The organism is Sphingobium sp., from assembly GCA_035196065.1.
Classification (GTDB): Bacteria; Pseudomonadota; Alphaproteobacteria; order Sphingomonadales; family Sphingomonadaceae; genus Sphingorhabdus_B; species Sphingorhabdus_B rara.
The window spans coordinates 2211509-2229797 of record CP136575.1 but is presented as its reverse complement, the minus strand read 5'-3'; the positions used below and the strand labels follow the sequence as shown (position 1 = coordinate 2229797).

The window sequence follows — 18289 nt, the reverse complement described above, 5'->3', positions numbered from 1 at the left end:
CTCGCACGGGCGTTGCATGAGCGACGCCAGCTGGACCGAGGTTGACCAGTTTATCGAGGCAAAGCTGCTTGGCAGCGATGCTGTGCTAAAGGCGGCGCTTGAAAACAACGCCGCCAACAACTTGCCGCCCATCGATGTTTCTCCGGCGCTCGGTAAGATGCTGATGCTTCTCGCCCAGATGGCCGGTGCACGGCACATCCTCGAAATTGGCACGCTGGGTGGCTATTCTACCATATGGTTGGCACGAGCGCTGCCTGCAGATGGCCGCTTGCTGACGCTAGAGGTTGATCGCAAACATGCGGGTGTTGCCGCAGAGAATCTGGCGCGGGCAGGGTTTTCAGACAAGGTCGAGATCAGGGTCGGGCCTGCGAAAGACAGCCTGGCGGCGATGCAGCCCGCTGATCCTTTCGATTTTGTCTTTATCGATGCCGACAAGCAGGGCAGCGCCAATTATGTTGAAGAGGCCATTCGGCTAGGCCGATCGGGTACGACGATTATTGTTGACAATGTTGTGCGCGGTGGCGCGATTGTGGATGAAGCCAATAATGACCCTCGCGTTGCGGGTACGCGAAGGCTGTATGAACATGTTTCGCGCCATCCGCGCCTAAATGCCACTGTGTTGCAAACAGTCGGCAGCAAAGGATGGGACGGTTTCCTCCTTGTGCAAGTCTGCTAAGGGCGGGTCATGACAGATTATAAATGCCAGCTTTACCTGATATCCCCGCTCAACGTTGATGGAGATTTTCCCGTGCGTCTTGAAGAGGCGCTGACAGCCGGACCAGTCGCCGCTTTCCAGTTTCGCGTGAAGGGCATCGACCAGCACAAGGCGGCCGAACTGGCCACGCCTTTGCAGGAAATCTGTGCGCGCCATGATGTCGCATTCATCGTGAACGACAGTATTTCTCTGGCAAAGCGGATTGGCGCAGATGGTGTCCATCTGGGGCAAGAGGATGGCGATCCGCGTGAGGCCAGGGACATATTGGGCCGCGATGCCCAGATCGGCGTCACCTGCCACAATAGCCGTCATCTGGCGATGGAGGCGGCCGAGGCCGGCGCAGATTATGTGGCTTTTGGCGCGTTCTTCCCGACCAGCACCAAAGAGGTCAAGCATCAAGCCGAGATCGAAACGGTCGAGCTCTGGTCGCAATTCACCGAAGTGCCTTGCGTCGCCATTGGCGGCATCACCACCCAAAATGCGAGCGAAGTGATTAATGCCGGCGCGGATTTCATTGCGGTCAGTTCAGGCGTCTGGAACTATGCTGATGGTCCGGCTGCGGCGGTAAAGGCGTTCAACGCGCTGCTTGCCTAAAGTCGCGCTCGCCGCTAAAGGCGCCGCCAACGGCCCGTGTTGCGTGCCAAGCTCTTTCCATAGTCAAGCGAGTTATCTCATGAAAATCAGCGGCGTCGAAATTCGTCCGGGCAACATCATCGAATATGAAGGTGGCATCTGGCGTGCAGTGAAGATCCAGCATACGCAGCCCGGCAAGGGCGGTGCTTATATGCAGGTCGAACTCAAGAATCTGCGCGATGGTCGTAAGAACAACGTCCGTTTCCGTTCGGCTGAAACCGTTGAGCGGGTTCGCCTTGACCAGAAGGACTTCCAATATCTTTATGCGGAAGGCGATAATCTGGTTTTCATGGACAAGGAAACTTATGATCAGGTGACCTTGCCCTCTGACTTGCTGGGTGACGCGGCTGCCTTCCTTCAGGACGGCATGGATGTCGTCATGGAAATGTATGATGATGAGGCGCTTTCGGTTGCCTTGCCCGACACCATTGAAGCCACGATCGTTGAAGCCGATGCTGTCGTCAAAGGCCAGACTGCATCTTCCAGCTACAAGCCTGCAATCCTCGACAATGGCGTCCGCGTGATGGTTCCGCCATTCATCAGCTCGGGCACGCGTATTGTCGTTGACGTTTACGAACGGGAATATGTCCGCAAGGCGGATTGATTCAATTGCTCCGTCCCTATGCGGGCGGGGTCGGGGAAGGCATACCCTTCCGGAAAATTTCTCCCGCTCTGCTGAGTGACTGGCTTAGGTCTGTCGCTCGGCCTGCGGGAATGGAGTATATAGCATGCCAGCATTATCGGGCCTGATGTCCGTCATGGAAAAAGCGGCCCGCAAGGCGGGTAGCAAGCTGCGCCGAGATTTTGGCGAGATCGAACATCTGCAGGTGTCCATGAAGGGACCGGCGGATTTCGTGTCAAAGGCGGACAAGCAGGCCGAAGACACTCTGTTTCGAGAGCTGGAAAAAGCCCGGCCTGACTGGGGTTTTCTGATGGAGGAAAGCGGCGACATTGCTGGCGCGCCTGGCAAGCCGCGCTTCATCGTCGACCCGCTGGATGGCACCAGCAACTTTCTGCACGGCATACCGCATTTCGCAATCTCAATTGCGGTACAGGATCCGAAGCCCGATGGTTCGGGTTGGGGCGATCTCTACATGGGGCTGGTTTATAACCCCATTACCGATGAAAGTTTTTGGGCAGAGCGTGGCAAGGGCGCATGGCTTGGGCACAAAAGGCTTCGTGTATCCGCGCGGCGCAAGCTTAATGAAGCGCTGGTTGCGACCGGCGTACCCTATAAGGGGCATGGCGATTTTGAAGAATGGGGCAAGATTTATGCCTCGGTTGCCCCTGAAGTTGCCGGCATTCGCCGCTTTGGCGCGGCCAGCCTTGATCTTGCATGGTTAGCAGCCGGACGTTTCGACGCTTTTTGGGAAAGCGATCTTTCGCCATGGGATACGGCGGCAGGATGCCTGTTGGTGCGTGAGGCTGGGGGCTTCGTTACCGATTATCGCGGACGTTCGCCGATTATCGCTGACGCGCAGGTCTTGGCAGCCAATGATCAGTTGCACAGCAAGCTGCACAAGCTGTTGGTTGACGGTATCCGTTAAGTTTCTGCGACTGGTTCGCAACAAGCTTTTCTGCGGAAAACTCATCCAAAATAAGCGCCTTTGCACTTGCCTCTGCCGCCGCCCCTGTCTAGGGCGCGCTGGAGTAAAACTATAGCTGGAAATGCGCCGCGTGACTGATCTGTCGCAATATCTGCCGATCATGATTTTCTTGGTGTTCGCGCTGGGATTGTCGAGCCTTTTCGTCTTCTTGCCGATGGGTGTTGCCCGCTTGACGGGTACGCACCAGCCGAGCGAGGCGAAGCTGGCCGAATATGAATGCGGCTTTCCCGCGTTCGAGGATTCGCGCAGCCAGTTTGACGTACGTTTCTACCTGGTCGCTATTCTGTTCATCATCTTTGATCTGGAAGCTGCCTTCCTCTTCCCTTGGGCAGTTAGCTTGGGTGATACCGGTTGGGTTGGCTGGGGAACGATGATGATTTTCCTCTTTGAACTGGTGATCGGCTTTATTTACGCCTGGAAAGTGGGAGCGCTCGAATGGGAGTAATCCAGCAAGCGCCGGCAGCGGGCAGTGCGCCTGACGCGGAATTTTTCAATGATCTGTCGAGCGAGATGGACGAAAAGGGTTTCGTCGTCACTTCGACAGAAGATCTGTTCAACTGGGCTCGCACCGGCTCGCTGTGGCCGATGACCTTTGGTCTGGCCTGCTGCGCGGTTGAGATGATCCATGGTTATATGCCGCGTTACGATTTTGAACGGTTTGGTATCGCGCCGCGCGCATCGCCACGCCAGTCGGACGTGATGATTGTTGCTGGCACGCTCTGCAACAAAATGGCCCCGGCACTGCGCAAGGTTTACGACCAGATGTCGGAACCCAAATATGTGATTTCGATGGGCAGCTGCGCCAATGGCGGCGGCTATTACCATTATAGCTACAGTGTTGTTCGCGGGTGCGACCGGATCGTACCGGTCGATATCTATGTGCCCGGTTGCCCGCCGACCGCAGAAGCCCTGCTTTACGGCATCATGCAGTTGCAGCGTAAGATTCGCCGCGTAGGGACGCTTGAACGATGAGCAGTCCTGCCCCCGCCATTCATGCCCCCAAGGGTGAAGTCGCCGCGATCAAAAAGGCGCTTGGCAAGGATTTGCTCGGTGTCGAGGAAGCGCATGGTGAAATCGCGGTTCATGTGAAGGCTGATCGCCTTGTCGAGGCGATGACCCAGTTGCGCGATGTTTGCGCGTATCAGCAATTGATGGAAATTGCCGGCGTGGACTGGCCCGATCGCGACCCGCGGTTCGAGGTTGTTTACATGCTGCTCAGCCTTACCAAGAACCATCGCATCCGCGTTCATGTCGCAACCAATGAAGATGTGCCGGTGCCTTCGGTTACAGGCATCTGGCCGGTAGCAGGCTGGCTCGAACGCGAAGTGTTCGACATGTATGGCGTGTTGTTTGCTGGAAACAGCGATCTGCGCCGCATCCTGACTGACTATGGTTTTGTCGGCCATCCGCAGCGCAAGGATTTCCCGCTGACCGGCTTTACCGAACTGCGTTATTCCGAAGAGGAAAAGCGCGTGAAATATGAGCCGGTGCAACTGCCGCAGGATTTCCGTAACTTTGATTTCATGAGCCCTTGGGAAGGCGCAGATTATGTGCTGCCTGGTGACGAGAAGGGAGCAAGCAAATGAGCCTCCAGAAAGATCTCGCGCCGACAACGGGCGATGAAGTCATCCAGAACTACACGATCAATTTCGGTCCACAGCACCCTGCGGCGCACGGCGTTCTCCGCCTCGTCATGGAATTGGACGGCGAGATTATCGAACGGCTTGATCCGCATATCGGCTTGCTGCATCGCGGCACCGAAAAGCTGATTGAGCATAAAACCTATTTGCAGGCGCTGCCTTATTTTGACCGACTAGACTATGCCTCGCCACTGGCGATGGAACATAGCTATGTGCTGGCTGTTGAAAAGCTGCTGAATCTCGAAGTGCCGCTGCGGGCGCAATATCTGCGTGTGCTGTTCGCAGAATTGACACGCATTTCCAACCATCTTCTCAACCTTGCGCACCATGCGCTGGATGTCGGTGCGATGACGCCAGGCCTCTGGCTCTATGAAGCGCGCGAAGATTGCATGGGCTTTTTCGAACGGGCATCGGGCGCGCGCATGCACGCCGCATGGTTCCGCCCCGGCGGGGTCCATCAGGATGTTCCGCTGAAGCTGCTCACCGACATTGCTGACTGGCTGGACGACCGTTTGCCGCGCTTGTTCGAGGATGCAATGTCGCTCGTCGTCGACAATCGTATCTTCAAACAGCGCAACGTCGACATCGCCTTTGTCAGCAAGGAAGACGCGATTAAATGGGGCTTTTCAGGTCCGATGATCCGCGGTGCGGGGATCCCCTGGGATATCCGCAAGTCACAGCCTTATGATGTCTATGCGAAGATGGAGTTCGACATTCCCGTTGGCACCAAGGGCGATTGCTATGACCGCTTCATGGTCCGCGTTGAGGAAGTGCGGCAGTCAATCCGCATCATGAAACAGTGCCTGCAGCAAATCCCAGAAGGCCCGGTGTCGAGCGATGATCGCAAGATCGTGCCGCCGAAGCGCGCCGAGATGAAGCAGTCGATGGAAGCGCTGATCCATCACTTCAAATTGTACACTGAAGGCTTTCATGTGCCCGAGGGCAGCGTCTATGTCGCTACCGAAAGTCCGAAGGGTGAATTTGGCGTCTATCTGGTTTCGGATGGCACCAACAAACCCTATCGCTGCAAGATCCGCCCGACCGCGTTCAGCCATTTGCAGGCGATGGACATGATGTCGAAGGGGCATATGCTGGCAGATACGACTGCGATCATTGGCGCGCTCGACATCGTATTCGGGGAGTGTGACCGGTGAGCAAACTTGCCATCGCTGAACAGATGATCGCGTATTATAACGCGCAGGATGCAGACGCGTATGTGTCGTTGATGACCGATGATGCTTGCGAAGCCGGCTATCGCGGTGCCGTTGTCCGTGAAGGCAAGGAAGGTACGCGCAGCGGGTTGAAGGCTATGTTCGCCGAATATCCGGAGAACCGCGCCGAAATCCTGAAGGGTTATGAGTTGGGTGAATTTGTTGCGCTGCACGAGCGCGTATTTCGTTCTGCAAATGCCGAACCGTTCGAAGTCGTGTCGATTTACAGTTTTGAAGGCGACAAGGTGTCGCGCGTGGAGTTTGTCCGATAATGGCCGAAGCTGCCCACATTCCTGACGAAGCCGAAACCCGCGCCAAATGGGGCGGTTTTGCCTTTTCGGCTGAAAACAAGAAGACCGCAGAAATGTATGTTGCTCGCTACCCCGCTGGGCGTCAGCAGTCGGCTGTGATGGCGCTGCTCGATCTGGCTCAGCGGCAGGTCGGCGCAGAAACGAATACACAAGGCTGGCTGCCTGTTCCGGTGATAGAATATGTCGCTGCCTATCTCAGCATGCCCTATATGCGCGCTTATGAGGTTGCGACCTTCTACACCATGTACAATCTGGCGCCCGTCGGCCGCTATCATGTGCAGGTCTGCGGGACGACGCCCTGCATGCTGCGCGGTTCCGACGATGTCATGGCTGCGTGCAAGAATAAGGGGCTGGTTAAGGGCGGAACGACGCCTGACGGCTTGTTTACGCTCAATGAAGTCGAGTGCCTAGGTGCATGTGCCAATGCCCCGATGGTGCAGATCAACGACGATAATTTCGAAGACCTGACCTATGACAGCATGTCGGCGCTGCTCGATGCGCTTGCCAATGGAAAGCCGGTGAAGATCGGCCCGCAGATTGACCGTCAAGTCAGCTGCCCTGAAGGCGGCCCGACGACGCTGAACGAAATGGTCGACGCCAACCATGATTATAGGAAGGCATGGAAATGAGCCTTCAGGATAAAGACCGCATTTTCACCAATTTGTACGGCTTTCAGGATTGGGGGCTGAAAGCGGCGCAAAAGCGTGGCGACTGGGACAAGACGAAGGACTTGCTCAAGGCCGGGCCAGACGCGATCATCGATGTCATCAAGGCATCGGGTTTGCGCGGGCGTGGTGGTGCTGGCTTCCCGACGGGTATGAAGTGGAGCTTCATGCCCAAGAACCCGACGCCGGAACGGCCCAGTTTCCTCGTTATCAATGCTGACGAATCCGAACCTGGTTCGTGCAAAGATCGTGAAATCATCCGCCATGATCCGCACAAACTGATCGAAGGCGCGCTGGTCGCGGGCTTCGCAATGCGTGCGCGTGCAGCCTATATCTATATTCGCGGTGAATATATTTATGAGGCAAAAGTCCTCGAAGCCGCAGTGGCAGAGGCCTATGCCGCTGGCCTGATCGGCAAGAACGCCGCCAAGTCCGGCTATGATTTTGATGTCTTCGTCCATCGCGGTGCCGGCGCCTATATCTGCGGCGAAGAAACCGCGATGATCGAAAGCCTGGAAGGCAAAAAGGGTCAGCCGCGTCTGAAGCCGCCTTTCCCGGCAGGTGCAGGCCTTTATGGCTGCCCGACGACGGTGAACAATGTTGAATCGATCGCGGTTGCGCCGACCATCCTGCGTCGCGGGGCCGAATGGTTCAGTTCCTTCGGGCGTGAAAATAACAAGGGTACCAAGCTTTTCCAGATATCGGGCCATGTGAACAAACCATGCGTTGTCGAAGAATCGATGAGCATCCCGTTCCGCGAGCTGATCGAAAAGCATTGCGGCGGCATCCGCGGCGGTTGGGACAATTTGCTAGCTGTGATCCCCGGCGGTTCTTCGGTTCCATTGGTTCCGGCCGCGCAGATCATGGACGCGCCGATGGATTTTGACGGTCTGCGTGAACTTGGCTCTGGCCTTGGCACTGCAGCAGTGATCGTGATGGACAAATCGACCGATATCGTCCGCGCGATTGCTCGCCTGTCTTATTTCTACAAGCATGAAAGCTGCGGCCAGTGCACGCCCTGCCGCGAAGGCACAGGCTGGATGTGGCGCGTGATGGAACGGCTGCGTGAAGGCAATGCCGATGTGTCGGAAATCGACACCCTGTTCCAGGTGACCAAGCAGGTTGAAGGCCACACTATTTGCGCGCTGGGCGACGCGGCGGCATGGCCGATTCAGGGCCTGATCCGTCATTTCCGGCCCGAGATCGAACGCCGCATAGCCGATGCCAATGGCGGCCAGATGCTGGAGGCGGCGGAGTAAGTTATGCCAAAGGTAACCGTAGACGGCGTTGAACTCGAAGTTCCGGCAGGCGCAACCGTCCTGCAGGCTTGCGAACTGGCCGGAAAAGAAATCCCGCGTTTCTGCTATCACGAACGGCTGAGCATCGCTGGCAATTGCCGCATGTGTCTGGTCGAGGTGAAGCCCGGGCCGCCTAAGCCGCAGGCAAGCTGTGCGCTGCCCGCCGCAGAGGGACAGGAAATCCGCACCGACAGCGAAATGGTCAAAAAGGCGCGTGAAGGGGTGATGGAGTTCCTGCTCATCAACCACCCGCTCGATTGCCCGATTTGCGATCAGGGCGGCGAATGCGATTTGCAGGATCAGTCGGTTGCCTATGGCCGCGGTGCATCGCGTTATGATGAAAATAAGCGCGCTGTTACCGAGAAATATATGGGCCCCATCGTCAAGACGGTGATGACCCGCTGCATTCAGTGCACCCGCTGCGTCCGCTTTGCCGAAGAAGTTGCGGGCATCGAGGAAATCGGTGCGATCTATCGCGGCGAGAATATGCAGATCACCAGCTATCTCGAAAAGGCGGTGACGAGCGAACTTTCAGGCAATGTGATTGATCTGTGCCCGGTCGGTGCGCTGACAAGCAAGCCTTACGCTTTTGAAGCGCGGCCTTGGGAACTGAAAAAGACCCCCGCGATCGACGTGATGGACGCCGTGGGCACGAACATCCGCCTCGATAGCCGGGGCAGGGCGGTCTTGCGCGCGGTTCCGCGTATCAACGAAGACGTCAACGAAGAATGGGCGCACGACAAGACGCGCCATGCCGTTGACGGCCTGACCCATCGCCGCCTCGACAAGCCCTATGTCCGCAAGGATGGCAAATTGGTTGCCGCCAGCTGGCAGGAAGCATTTGACGCGATCAAGGCAGTTTGGTCGGACGAAGCCGCTGTGGTGGCAGGCGATATGGTCGATTGCGAAACCATGTTTGCCGCGCGTGAGCTGGCCGGCTCGGCCATGCTAGAAGGTCGCCAGACCGGCCTTGCCTATGACACATCGTCGCTGTCTGCGGTGAATTTCAACACCACGATCGCAGGTATCGAAAATGCCGATGTGATCCTGCTGGTGGGCAGCGACTTGCGTCGTGAAGCGCCGTTGGTAAACACCCGCATCCAGAAAGCTGTCCGCAAAAAGGGTGCGAAGGTTTTTGCCATCGGGCCCGAGACCGATCTGACCTACAAGGTTGAATGGCTGGGCGATGATCTGGCTGCGCTCGCCAAAGCCCCCAAGGCTTTGGCCGACGCGCTGAAAGGTGCAGAGCGCCCGGCGATCATCGTTGGTGGTGGCGCGCTGCGTTATGAAGGCGTGCACGGCGCTGCGCTTGCGTTTGCCAAGAAGTACAAGCTGGTCAAAGACGGTTGGAATGGCTTCAACGTCCTCCACTTCGCTGCTGCGCGGATGGGCGGATTGATGCTTGGCTATGCCTTTGATGGCGGGATCAAGGCGCTCGCTGCGAAAAAGCCCAAGCTGGCATTCTTTCTCGGCGCGGATGAGGTCGATTACGGCCTCTTCGCCAAGACCTTCAAGGTCTATGTCGGCCATCATGGCGATAATGGCGCAAAGCATGCCGATGTCGTGTTGCCGGGCGCTGCTTATAGCGAAAAGGGCGGCACTTATGTGAACCTTGAAGGGCGCGTTCAGCGCGGCGAACGTGCGGTCTTCCCGCCGGGCGACGCGCGTGAGGATTGGGCGATTTTCCGGGCCCTGTCCGATGTTCTTGGCAAGCGTCTGCCCTTTGACAGCTTTGATGCGCTGCGTAATGCCATGGCGCAGGCTGTGCCCACACTCGGGCAGGAAGGGTTGGCTGATTATGGCTGGTCGGAACCCAAATTACCGGCTGATGTCAGCGGCAAGATCGCCGATTACCCTATCAAGGATTTCTATCTGACCAACAGCATCTGTTGCGCATCGCCGACGATGCAGCGCTGCTCGGCTGAACTGGTGCATGGCGAAGAATTTCTGGAGGCGGCAGAATGACTGAATTCTTCCAATCCCTCGGCATGTCCTATGAATGGGCGTGGTTTACCGCGACGATATCTGGCATCCTCTTGATCGCTCTGCCGCTGATGCTGGCCGTTGCGATGATCATCTATGCCGAACGCAAGCTTTGGGCGGCGTTTGCGCTGCGCCGCGGCCCCAATGTTGTCGGCCCGTTCGGTCTGCTTCAGTCCTTCGCAGACGGCCTTAAGGTTTTCCTTCAGGAAACGATCATTCCGTCGGCTTCGAACCGCGGCCTGTTCCTCATTGCCCCGATCATTACCTTCACCGTTGCGCTGATGGCATGGGCAGTGATCCCGTTCGGTGCTGGCGTAGTCTTGTCGAACATCAATGTCGGTCTGCTCTATATCCTCGCGATCAGCAGCCTAGGCGTTTATGGTGTCGTGATTTCGGGTTGGGCGTCCAACTCCAAATATCCCTTCTTTTCGGCGATGCGTGCTGCGGCGCAGATGATTTCCTACGAAGTCTCAATCGGCTTCATCCTGATCTGCGTCGTGCTTTGGGCTGGGACGTTCAACGTCAGCGGTATCGTTGAGGCGCAGCGCGGCCATGTGCTTGGCTTTATAAACGCCTTCGGCCTCAATCCGCTGCTCTTCCCGATTGCTGTGATGTTCCTGATCAGCGCGATGGCGGAAACTGCGCGCGCTCCCTTCGATTTGACTGAGGCGGAAAGCGAATTGGTCGCGGGTTACCAGACCGAATATAGCTCGATGAGCTTCGCGCTTTTCTGGCTCGGCGAATATGCCAACGTCCTCTTGATGTCGGCGCTGACCGTGATCCTCTTCTGGGGTGGTTACCTGCCGCCGGTTGATTGGGCACCGCTCTATATGGTTCCCGGTATCCTCTGGTTCTTCCTCAAAATCTGGATCATCTTCTTCATATTCGCCTGGGTGAAGGCCACTGTGCCGCGCTACCGCTATGACCAGCTGATGCGCTTGGGCTGGAAAGTCTTCCTGCCGATCTCTCTGCTATGGGTCTGCATCGTTTCAGGCTATCTGATGTTCACGGGGCATTTCGCATGACCACTATCGCCCATCTCATCAAAAGCTTTACGCTTTGGGAATTCATCAAGGCGCATTGGCTGACCTTGCAGTATTTCTTCAAGCCCAAGGCAACGGTGAATTATCCGTTCGAAAAGAACCCGCTCTCACCACGTTTTCGTGGTGAGCATGCGCTGCGCCGCTATCCCAATGGTGAAGAACGCTGCATCGCGTGCAAGCTGTGCGAGGCGGTGTGTCCGGCACAGGCCATCACAATTGAGGCCGAACCGCGTGATGATGGCAGCCGCCGCACGACGCGTTACGACATCGATATGACCAAGTGCATCTATTGCGGTTTCTGCCAGGAAGCCTGCCCGGTCGATGCGATTGTCGAAGGCCCGAATTTCGAATTTGCTACCGAAACGCGCGAGGAACTTCTCTACGATAAGGCGAAGCTTCTTTCTAATGGCGATAAGTGGGAGCGTGCGATTGCCGCGAACCTTGCCGCCGATGCGCCGTATCGATAAGGGGCCGCGTCGTGATACAGGTCGTCTCTTTTTACATCTTTGCCGCGATCCTCATCGCATCTGCCGCGATGGTGATCTTTGCGCGTAACCCCGTACATAGCGTGTTGTGGCTGATTGTTGCATTCTTCAATGCTGCTGGCCTGATGGTGCTGGTCGGTGCGGAATTCATCGCGATGCTTTTGGTCATCGTCTATGTCGGCGCGGTTGCGGTGCTGTTCCTCTTTGTCGTCATGATGCTCGACATCGATTTCGCCGAATTGCGGGCGGGTTTCATGCGCAACTTGCCGCTGGGCATGTTGCTCGCGATCGTGCTGCTTATCGAACTGGTGCTGGGCATTGGCGCCTATCGCGCCGGTGCCGTTGAACTGGGTACTTCGATTGCCTCGGCCGTGCCTGCCGACCGGTCAAACATCGAGGCAATCGGCGCGCTGCTGTACAGCAAGTATATCTTTCTGTTCGAGACTGCCGGCCTGATCCTTCTGGTCGCGATGGTGGGTGCAATCGTTCTGACCCATCGTCAGCGCAAGGATATGCTGGTCCAGAATATCTCCGATCAGAACAAGCGCCGTCCGCAGGATGCGACGCGCAACGTCAATCAGCCCGTTGGGCAGGGGGTAGAGCTGTGAGCATCGGCATTGAACATTATCTGGTGGTCAGTTCGATCCTCTTCGTGATGGGCGTGCTTGGCATCTTTCTCAACCGTAAGAATGTGATCATCATCCTGATGGCGATCGAACTCATCCTGTTGTCGGTGAACATCAACCTTGTCGCTTTCAGTGCCTTTCTCGGCGATCTGGTCGGGCAGGTTTTCGCGATGTTTGTGCTCACCGTTGCTGCTGGCGAGGCGGCCATTGGGCTTGCCATTCTTGTCATTTACTTCCGCGGTCGCGGCACCATTGCCGTTGACGACGTCAACCGGATGAAGGGGTAACCGGTCCAGTGTCGGCTATAGAAATCATCGTTTTCGCGCCGCTTCTGGCCGCGCTGATCGCCGGTCTGGGCCAGCGCTTCATTGGGGCGACTGCAGCAAAGCTGGTCACTACGGGCGGGCTGTTCCTTGCCTGCGGCCTTAGCTGGCCCATTTTCATCGCGTTTCTGTCGGGCAATGAAAAGGCCTATGTGGAGCCGGTGATGCTTTGGGTCCAATCGGGCACGCTGACCTTCGATTGGGCATTGCGCGTCGACAGCCTTACCGCGACGATGCTTGTGGTGATCACGACCGTTTCGGCGCTCGTCCACCTTTATAGCTGGAGCTATATGGAAGAGGATCCGGATCAACCGCGCTTCTTCGCCTATCTCTCGCTATTCACCTTTGCCATGCTGATGTTGGTGACCGCCAACAACCTCGTCCAGATGTTCTTCGGATGGGAAGGCGTTGGTCTTGCATCCTATCTGCTGATCGGTTTCTGGTATAAAAAGCCGAGCGCCAATGCCGCAGCGATCAAGGCGTTCGTCGTCAACCGCGTCGGCGATCTCGGCTTCATGCTTGGCATTTTTGGCGTGTTCTGGCTGTTCGGCACCGTTTCAATCCCTGAAATTCTTGCCGCCGCACCCGAAAAGGCCGGATCAAGCATCGGCTTCCTCGGTCTTCGCGTCGATACGATGAGCCTGTTGTGCATCTTGTTGTTCATCGGTGCGATGGGCAAGTCAGCGCAACTCGGCCTGCACACATGGCTGCCGGACGCGATGGAGGGCCCGACGCCTGTGTCTGCCCTGATCCATGCGGCAACGATGGTCACCGCCGGCGTGTTCATGGTATGCCGCCTGTCTCCGCTGTTTGAGACCAGCCAATTTGCACTGAACGTTGTCACTGTCGTCGGCGCAACGACCGCGATTTTTGCTGCGACCGTTGGCTTGGTCCAAAATGACATTAAGCGCGTGATTGCTTATTCAACCTGTTCGCAGTTGGGCTACATGTTCTTTGCGGCGGGTGTCGGCGCCTATAGCGCGGCGATGTTTCACCTGTTCACCCATGCGTTCTTCAAGGCTCTGCTGTTCCTTGGCGCAGGTTCGGTGATCCATGCGATGCACCATGAACAGGATATGCGCTATTATGGCGGCCTGCGGAAACATATACCGCTGACCTTCTTTGCGATGACGATGGGTACGCTTGCAATCACTGGTGTCGGCATTGTCGGCATTGGCGGATTTGCCGGTTTCCATTCGAAGGATGCCATTATCGAGGCCGCTTACGCGTCAACTGCCCCCTGGCATGGTTATGCCTTCTTCATCGGTGTGCTCGCAGCCTTGCTTACCAGCTTTTATAGCTGGCGCCTTATCTTCCTGACCTTTTTCGGAAAGCCGCGTTGGGAAAAATCGGAGCATATCCAGCATGCCGTCCACGACGCGCATCATGGGCATGATGATCATGGGTATGGCCATGAGGGCCATGGCGCAAGCGATGGAACCGCTGGCTATCATCCGCATGAAAGCCCCTGGCCGATGCTGGTTCCGCTGGGCGTTCTGACGCTGGGCGCGATCTTTGCCGGCTATGTTTTCAAATATGATTTCATCTATTCCGAAGAAGGCGGAAAGGCCTTCTGGGCTGCATCGACGCTCTATTTTAACGAGCATCTGATTCATGCCATGCATGATGTGCCGTTGTGGGTGAAACTGGCGTCGACAGTCGCCATGTTGGTTGGCCTGTTCACTGCCTGGATGATGTATATCCGTTCGGAAACCGCGCCCGCTAGCGTTGCGCGCCATTTCGAACCGCTCTACAAATTCTTCCTCAACAAATGGTATTTTGACGAGCTCTACAACCTGATCTTCGTCAAGCCGGCCTTCTGGTTCGGGCGCCTGTTCTGGAAGGGTGGCGATGTCGGCATTATCGATCGCTTTGGCCCCAATGGCTCGGCCTTTGCCGTCAGCCTGACGAGCCGTCTCGCTGTCCGCATGCAGTCGGGCTATCTTTATACTTATGCGCTGGTGATGCTGCTCGGTCTCGTGGCTGCAATCAGCTGGCTTATGGTGCAAGCGTAATGAACGCAGCAGAAATCCCCATTCTTTCGATCATGCTCGCCGTGCCGATGGTCGGCGCGCTGGCATGCCTTTTCATGCGTGCGGAAATGGCGCGTGTCATCGCGCTGACAGCAACGTTGTTCAACCTGCTGCTCGGTATCTGGTTGTGGGCCAGCTATGATCCGGCGGGCGCGCAGTGGCAGTTTGTTGAAAAGGCCATGCTTTTCGGCCCGATTGGCTGGAAACTGGGCATTGATGGCATCTCGCTTATGCTCATCATGCTTTCGGTGTTCCTGATGCCGATCTGCATTGGCGCCAGCTGGCGTGCGATTACCGAACGTGTCGGTCTCTACATGGCGAGTTTCCTGCTGATGGAAACGCTGATGATCGGTGTGTTCGCGGCGCAGGATTTGCTGCTGTTCTACATCATGTTCGAAGCTGGCCTGATACCGATGTACCTGATCATCGGCATCTGGGGTGGTAAGGATCGTATCTACGCCAGTTACAAATTCTTCCTCTACACGTTGCTCGGTTCGGTGTTCATGCTGCTGGCGATGCTGTGGATGATCCAACAGGCTGGCACTGCCGATATCCCGACGCTGCTGAATTACGATTTCCCGCCTGAGGCGCAGACCATCCTTTGGCTCGCATTCTTTGCATCCTTCGCTGTAAAAATGCCGATGTGGCCCGTCCACACCTGGCTGCCTGATGCACACGTTCAGGCTCCGACTGCCGGCTCGGTTATCCTTGCCGGCGTGCTTTTGAAGATGGGTGGCTACGGCTTTTTGCGTTTCTCGCTGCCGATGTTCCCGGAAGCGTCCGCCCAGTTCATCTGGCTGGTTTTTGGCCTTTCGATGGTAGCCGTTGTCTATACGAGCCTAGTTGCGCTGGTGCAGGAAGACATGAAAAAGCTGATCGCTTATTCGTCGGTCGCGCACATGGCGATCGTCACCGTCGGCCTGTTCACCTTCAACCAACAGGGTATCGAAGGTGCGATCATCGTCATGCTCAGCCATGGCCTGGTGTCTGGCGCGCTGTTCCTTTGCGTTGGCGTCATTTATGACCGCCTGCACACCCGCGAAATCAGCCGTTATGGCGGACTGTCGGTGAACATGCCGAAATATGCGCTGTTCTTCATGCTGTTCACCATGGCGAGCGTCGGCTTGCCAGGGACAAGCGGCTTTGTCGGCGAGTTCCTCTCGCTGGCCGGTGCATATAAGGTTTCGACCTGGGCCACTTTGATCGCGACCACCGGAATCATATTGGGAGCGGGCTATATGCTCTATCTCTATCGCCGGATCGCATTTGGTGAGCAGGTGAATGCCGATGCCGCCGCGATGTCCGATCTGGATCGGCGTGAAATGTGGCTGCTTGCTCCGATTGCTGCCGTCGTGCTCTGGATGGGCGTTTATCCCGAAAGCTTTCTGTCGCCGATCCGCCGTGATGTAGCGATGATTGTGGAGCGGATAGAGCGTGCAGCACCTGCGGGCGACAGCAAGCTCAAGGAAAATGACAAGACCACTGCCAAATATCGCGTTCAGGCGCATGACGGCGGCGAACATGCTAAATCGGCCGAGGGGGCCGCTCACTAATGGACCTTTCAACTTCGCTTGCGCTGGTACGACCGGAACTGGTCCTCAGCTTCTCGAGCCTTGCGCTGCTGTTGCTTGCTGCCTGGCGCAATGAAGCCGGCCGCTTGGTTAGTGTACTTGCCGTGGCGGCGCTGGTTGGCGCGGCTGTCTTTGCCGGGCAGGCCTTCGCCGCAGGCACGGATGCCGAGGCTTTTGAAGGGCTTTACCGCTCCGATGCGTTCAGCAATTTCGCCAAAGTCCTTATCTATTTCGCAGCAGCAATTGCGTTGATGATTGCGCCCAGGGCGCTCGAGAAGATGGGCGCAATGCGCGGTGAATATCCGGTGCTTGTGATATTGTCCGCTGTGGGCATGGGCGTGATGGTTTCGGCGACCGATCTAGTAACGCTGTACATCGGACTCGAGCTGCAAAGCCTTGCAGCTTATGTGCTTGCCAGCTTTGCCCGCAATGACGGCCGCTCGGCTGAAGCAGGCCTCAAATATTTCGTGCTTGGCGCATTGGCCAGCGGCATCCTGCTGTTTGGCATGTCGCTCATCTACGGATTTACGGGGTCGACCGATTTCGAAACCATCGGCACTGCCATGGATGGAGAGATCGGGATGGGCCTACTTTTTGGCTTGATCTTCGTGCTTTCCGGCCTGGCCTTCAAGATCAGCGCCGCGCCTTTCCATATGTGGACGCCGGACGTTTATGAAGGTGCACCCACGCCGGTTACGGCTTTCTTCGCCAGCGCGCCCAAGGTTGCGGCTAGCGCTTTGTTGATCCGCATCACGATCGAAGCCTTTGGAAACCAGGTTCAGGCTTGGCAACAGATCATCATGGTGGTCGCATTAATGTCGATCATTATCGGTGCAGTCGGTGCTATCGGTCAAAACAGCCTGAAACGTCTTCTTGCCTATAGCTCGATCAACAATGTTGGCTTCCTTTTGATCGGCCTTGCCGCCGCGACCGAAGACGGCGTTGCCGCGATGTTGGTATACCTTGTCGTCTACGTCGTGATGACGCTGGGCGGTTTCATCTGCTTGATGCAGCTTAAAGGCCGCGATGGTGAGATGAAGGAAGGATTGGCGGATATTGCCGGGCTTTCGAAAACCCAGCCGATGCTCGCAGCCGCGTTCGCTGTGTTCATGTTCAGCCTTGCCGGCATTCCCCCACTCTTCGGTTTCTGGCCGAAGCTGCTGGTTTTTAATGCCGCCATTGCTGCTGGCCTATTCCCGTTGGCCGTGATTGGCGTTGCCGCCTCGGTCATTGGCGCGTTCTACTATCTCAAGGTCGTCAAGGTCATGTATTTTGACGAAGCGGCTGACAATGTTGCGGATGCTGATGACAAAATGTTGAGCGTGACCGGAGGAGTGCTTGCACTTGCGGTATCGCCGCTCGGTTATTTCGCGATCGTCCCCTTGGGTGTCGTCGCGGCAAAGGCAGCGGGAACTCTATTCTGACCGGACTGATCGAGCAGGTCGCGCTGACAGGCTCGACCAACGCCGATTTGCTCGCCCGTGCCGCACTTGGTGCGCCCGAGGGGCTTTGGTTGCGCGCAGATCGGCAGGATGGCGGCCGCGGTCGCATGGGGCGGCAATGGGAGAGCCCCGTCGGCAATCTCTATGCCAGCACGATCATTCGTATTAGCGTTTCGGATCCGGCACCGGCGAGTCTGGCTTTCGTCGCCGCACTTGCCGCTTTTGATACGGTGGCTTCCGCGGCTCCGGATATTCCGGTGCAGATCAAATGGCCGAATGACATATTGACCGCCGATGGCGCGAAATTGTGCGGCATTTTGCTTGAACGGGCGAACGATGCAATTATCGCTGGTTTTGGCATCAATCTTTTTAACCACCCGCTATTGCCCGATAGGCCAACCGCCGATCTGTCCAGCCGAGGTGCCAATCCGCCCGATGCACAGGCGGTTTGTGAGATATTGGCGGACAATCTTGCGCGCAGGCTTTTGCAATGGCGCCAGCAGCCTTTGAGCAATCTGCTGCGCGCATGGGAAAGCGCCGCGCACCGACAGGGTTCTGCACTGAGGGTGAACCTGCCAGATGGTGATTGCCTGGAGGGTTTGTTTGCGGGGCTGGCAGATGATGGTGCGCTCAAGCTGCGCTTGGCGGATGGTGAAATCCGTGCCATTCACGCCGCCGATATCTTCCTTATCTGACGAAGGTT

The 18289-nt window shown here is 56.8% G+C and carries 20 protein-coding genes; all 20 read left to right on the top strand.

What is annotated here, in order from left to right; all coding sequences use genetic code 11:
- Positions 1-16 precede the first annotated feature (16 nt).
- Entirely contained in the window at positions 17-676 is a 660-nt protein-coding gene (locus tag RSE16_10660; protein ID WRH75166.1) for an O-methyltransferase, read from the top strand.
- Positions 677-685: 9 nt separating this feature from the next.
- A complete protein-coding gene (gene thiE, locus RSE16_10655; GenBank protein ID WRH75165.1) occupies positions 686-1309 on the top strand; it encodes a thiamine phosphate synthase in 624 nt (207 codons plus the stop codon).
- Between the two features lie 79 nt (positions 1310-1388).
- On the top strand, positions 1389-1952 hold the full coding sequence (gene efp, locus RSE16_10650) for an elongation factor P (GenBank protein WRH75164.1): 564 nt from the start codon (positions 1389-1391) through the stop codon (positions 1950-1952).
- 124 nt (positions 1953-2076) lie between these two features.
- Positions 2077-2895: an inositol monophosphatase family protein gene (locus tag RSE16_10645; protein WRH75163.1), complete on the top strand. Its 819-nt coding sequence runs from the start codon at positions 2077-2079 to the stop codon at positions 2893-2895.
- A 130-nt stretch (positions 2896-3025) separates the two neighbouring features.
- Entirely contained in the window at positions 3026-3400 is a 375-nt protein-coding gene (gene ndhC, locus RSE16_10640; protein ID WRH75162.1) for an NADH-quinone oxidoreductase subunit A, read from the top strand.
- Entirely contained in the window at positions 3391-3927 is a 537-nt protein-coding gene (locus RSE16_10635) for an NADH-quinone oxidoreductase subunit B family protein (GenBank protein WRH75161.1), read from the top strand. The genes ndhC and RSE16_10635 overlap by 10 nt, the downstream gene beginning before the upstream one ends.
- Positions 3924-4541: an NADH-quinone oxidoreductase subunit C gene (locus RSE16_10630; GenBank protein ID WRH75160.1), complete on the top strand. Its 618-nt coding sequence runs from the start codon at positions 3924-3926 to the stop codon at positions 4539-4541. The genes RSE16_10635 and RSE16_10630 overlap by 4 nt, the downstream gene beginning before the upstream one ends.
- A complete protein-coding gene (locus RSE16_10625) occupies positions 4538-5749 on the top strand; it encodes an NADH-quinone oxidoreductase subunit D (GenBank protein WRH75159.1) in 1212 nt (403 codons plus the stop codon). Before RSE16_10630 ends, RSE16_10625 begins: the two co-directional genes overlap by 4 nt.
- Before the next feature lie 23 nt (positions 5750-5772).
- Positions 5773-6078: a nuclear transport factor 2 family protein gene (locus RSE16_10620; GenBank protein WRH77347.1), complete on the top strand. Its 306-nt coding sequence runs from the start codon at positions 5773-5775 to the stop codon at positions 6076-6078.
- Positions 6078-6746 carry an NADH-quinone oxidoreductase subunit NuoE gene (gene nuoE, locus RSE16_10615; GenBank protein ID WRH75158.1) on the top strand — a complete coding sequence of 223 codons (669 nt, stop codon included), beginning with the start codon at positions 6078-6080 and terminating at the stop codon, positions 6744-6746. Before RSE16_10620 ends, nuoE begins: the two co-directional genes overlap by 1 nt.
- A complete protein-coding gene (gene nuoF, locus RSE16_10610; protein ID WRH75157.1) occupies positions 6743-8041 on the top strand; it encodes an NADH-quinone oxidoreductase subunit NuoF in 1299 nt (432 codons plus the stop codon). Before nuoE ends, nuoF begins: the two co-directional genes overlap by 4 nt.
- A 3-nt stretch (positions 8042-8044) precedes the next feature.
- The gene (nuoG, locus tag RSE16_10605; protein WRH75156.1) at positions 8045-10045 is read left to right on the top strand and encodes an NADH-quinone oxidoreductase subunit NuoG; all 2001 of its coding nucleotides are present in this window, start codon (positions 8045-8047) and stop codon (positions 10043-10045) included.
- Complete coding sequence (gene nuoH, locus RSE16_10600) at positions 10042-11088, top strand: NADH-quinone oxidoreductase subunit NuoH (protein ID WRH75155.1); 1047 nt, start codon at positions 10042-10044, stop codon at positions 11086-11088. The genes nuoG and nuoH overlap by 4 nt, the downstream gene beginning before the upstream one ends.
- Positions 11085-11573 carry an NADH-quinone oxidoreductase subunit NuoI gene (gene nuoI / locus RSE16_10595; protein ID WRH75154.1) on the top strand — a complete coding sequence of 163 codons (489 nt, stop codon included), beginning with the start codon at positions 11085-11087 and terminating at the stop codon, positions 11571-11573. The genes nuoH and nuoI overlap by 4 nt, the downstream gene beginning before the upstream one ends.
- Before the next feature lie 11 nt (positions 11574-11584).
- Positions 11585-12199 (top strand): NADH-quinone oxidoreductase subunit J, encoded by a 615-nt coding sequence (locus RSE16_10590; GenBank protein ID WRH75153.1) that lies wholly within the window; start codon positions 11585-11587, stop codon positions 12197-12199.
- Positions 12200-12201: 2 nt separating this feature from the next.
- Positions 12202-12504 carry an NADH-quinone oxidoreductase subunit NuoK gene (gene nuoK, locus RSE16_10585; GenBank protein WRH77346.1) on the top strand — a complete coding sequence of 101 codons (303 nt, stop codon included), beginning with the start codon at positions 12202-12204 and terminating at the stop codon, positions 12502-12504.
- Positions 12505-12512: 8 nt separating this feature from the next.
- On the top strand, positions 12513-14555 hold the full coding sequence (nuoL, locus tag RSE16_10580) for an NADH-quinone oxidoreductase subunit L (protein ID WRH75152.1): 2043 nt from the start codon (positions 12513-12515) through the stop codon (positions 14553-14555).
- The gene (locus tag RSE16_10575; protein WRH75151.1) at positions 14555-16126 is read left to right on the top strand and encodes an NADH-quinone oxidoreductase subunit M; all 1572 of its coding nucleotides are present in this window, start codon (positions 14555-14557) and stop codon (positions 16124-16126) included. The genes nuoL and RSE16_10575 overlap by 1 nt, the downstream gene beginning before the upstream one ends.
- Positions 16126-17568, top strand: coding sequence for an NADH-quinone oxidoreductase subunit NuoN (gene nuoN / locus RSE16_10570; GenBank protein ID WRH75150.1), 1443 nt, complete (start codon positions 16126-16128; stop codon positions 17566-17568). The genes RSE16_10575 and nuoN overlap by 1 nt, the downstream gene beginning before the upstream one ends.
- On the top strand, positions 17562-18281 hold the full coding sequence (locus tag RSE16_10565; GenBank protein ID WRH77345.1) for a biotin--[acetyl-CoA-carboxylase] ligase: 720 nt from the start codon (positions 17562-17564) through the stop codon (positions 18279-18281). The genes nuoN and RSE16_10565 overlap by 7 nt, the downstream gene beginning before the upstream one ends.
- Positions 18282-18289 lie beyond the last annotated feature (8 nt).

What these genes read in the sequence shown, in the direction of transcription:
- RSE16_10660 (WRH75166.1), top strand. Translation starts at nt 17, where the DNA reads ATGAGCGACGCCAGCTGGACCGAGGTTGACCAGTTTATCGAGGCAAAG.
- thiE (WRH75165.1), top strand. Translation starts at nt 686, where the DNA reads ATGACAGATTATAAATGCCAGCTTTACCTGATATCCCCGCTCAACGTT.
- efp (WRH75164.1), top strand. Translation starts at nt 1,389, where the DNA reads ATGAAAATCAGCGGCGTCGAAATTCGTCCGGGCAACATCATCGAATAT.
- RSE16_10645 (WRH75163.1), top strand. Translation starts at nt 2,077, where the DNA reads ATGCCAGCATTATCGGGCCTGATGTCCGTCATGGAAAAAGCGGCCCGC.
- RSE16_10635 (WRH75161.1), top strand. Translation starts at nt 3,391, where the DNA reads ATGGGAGTAATCCAGCAAGCGCCGGCAGCGGGCAGTGCGCCTGACGCG.
- RSE16_10630 (WRH75160.1), top strand. Translation starts at nt 3,924, where the DNA reads ATGAGCAGTCCTGCCCCCGCCATTCATGCCCCCAAGGGTGAAGTCGCC.
- RSE16_10625 (WRH75159.1), top strand. Translation starts at nt 4,538, where the DNA reads ATGAGCCTCCAGAAAGATCTCGCGCCGACAACGGGCGATGAAGTCATC.
- RSE16_10620 (WRH77347.1), top strand. Translation starts at nt 5,773, where the DNA reads ATGATCGCGTATTATAACGCGCAGGATGCAGACGCGTATGTGTCGTTG.
- nuoE (WRH75158.1), top strand. Translation starts at nt 6,078, where the DNA reads ATGGCCGAAGCTGCCCACATTCCTGACGAAGCCGAAACCCGCGCCAAA.
- nuoF (WRH75157.1), top strand. Translation starts at nt 6,743, where the DNA reads ATGAGCCTTCAGGATAAAGACCGCATTTTCACCAATTTGTACGGCTTT.
- nuoG (WRH75156.1), top strand. Translation starts at nt 8,045, where the DNA reads ATGCCAAAGGTAACCGTAGACGGCGTTGAACTCGAAGTTCCGGCAGGC.
- nuoH (WRH75155.1), top strand. Translation starts at nt 10,042, where the DNA reads ATGACTGAATTCTTCCAATCCCTCGGCATGTCCTATGAATGGGCGTGG.
- nuoI (WRH75154.1), top strand. Translation starts at nt 11,085, where the DNA reads ATGACCACTATCGCCCATCTCATCAAAAGCTTTACGCTTTGGGAATTC.
- RSE16_10575 (WRH75151.1), top strand. Translation starts at nt 14,555, where the DNA reads ATGAACGCAGCAGAAATCCCCATTCTTTCGATCATGCTCGCCGTGCCG.
- nuoN (WRH75150.1), top strand. Translation starts at nt 16,126, where the DNA reads ATGGACCTTTCAACTTCGCTTGCGCTGGTACGACCGGAACTGGTCCTC.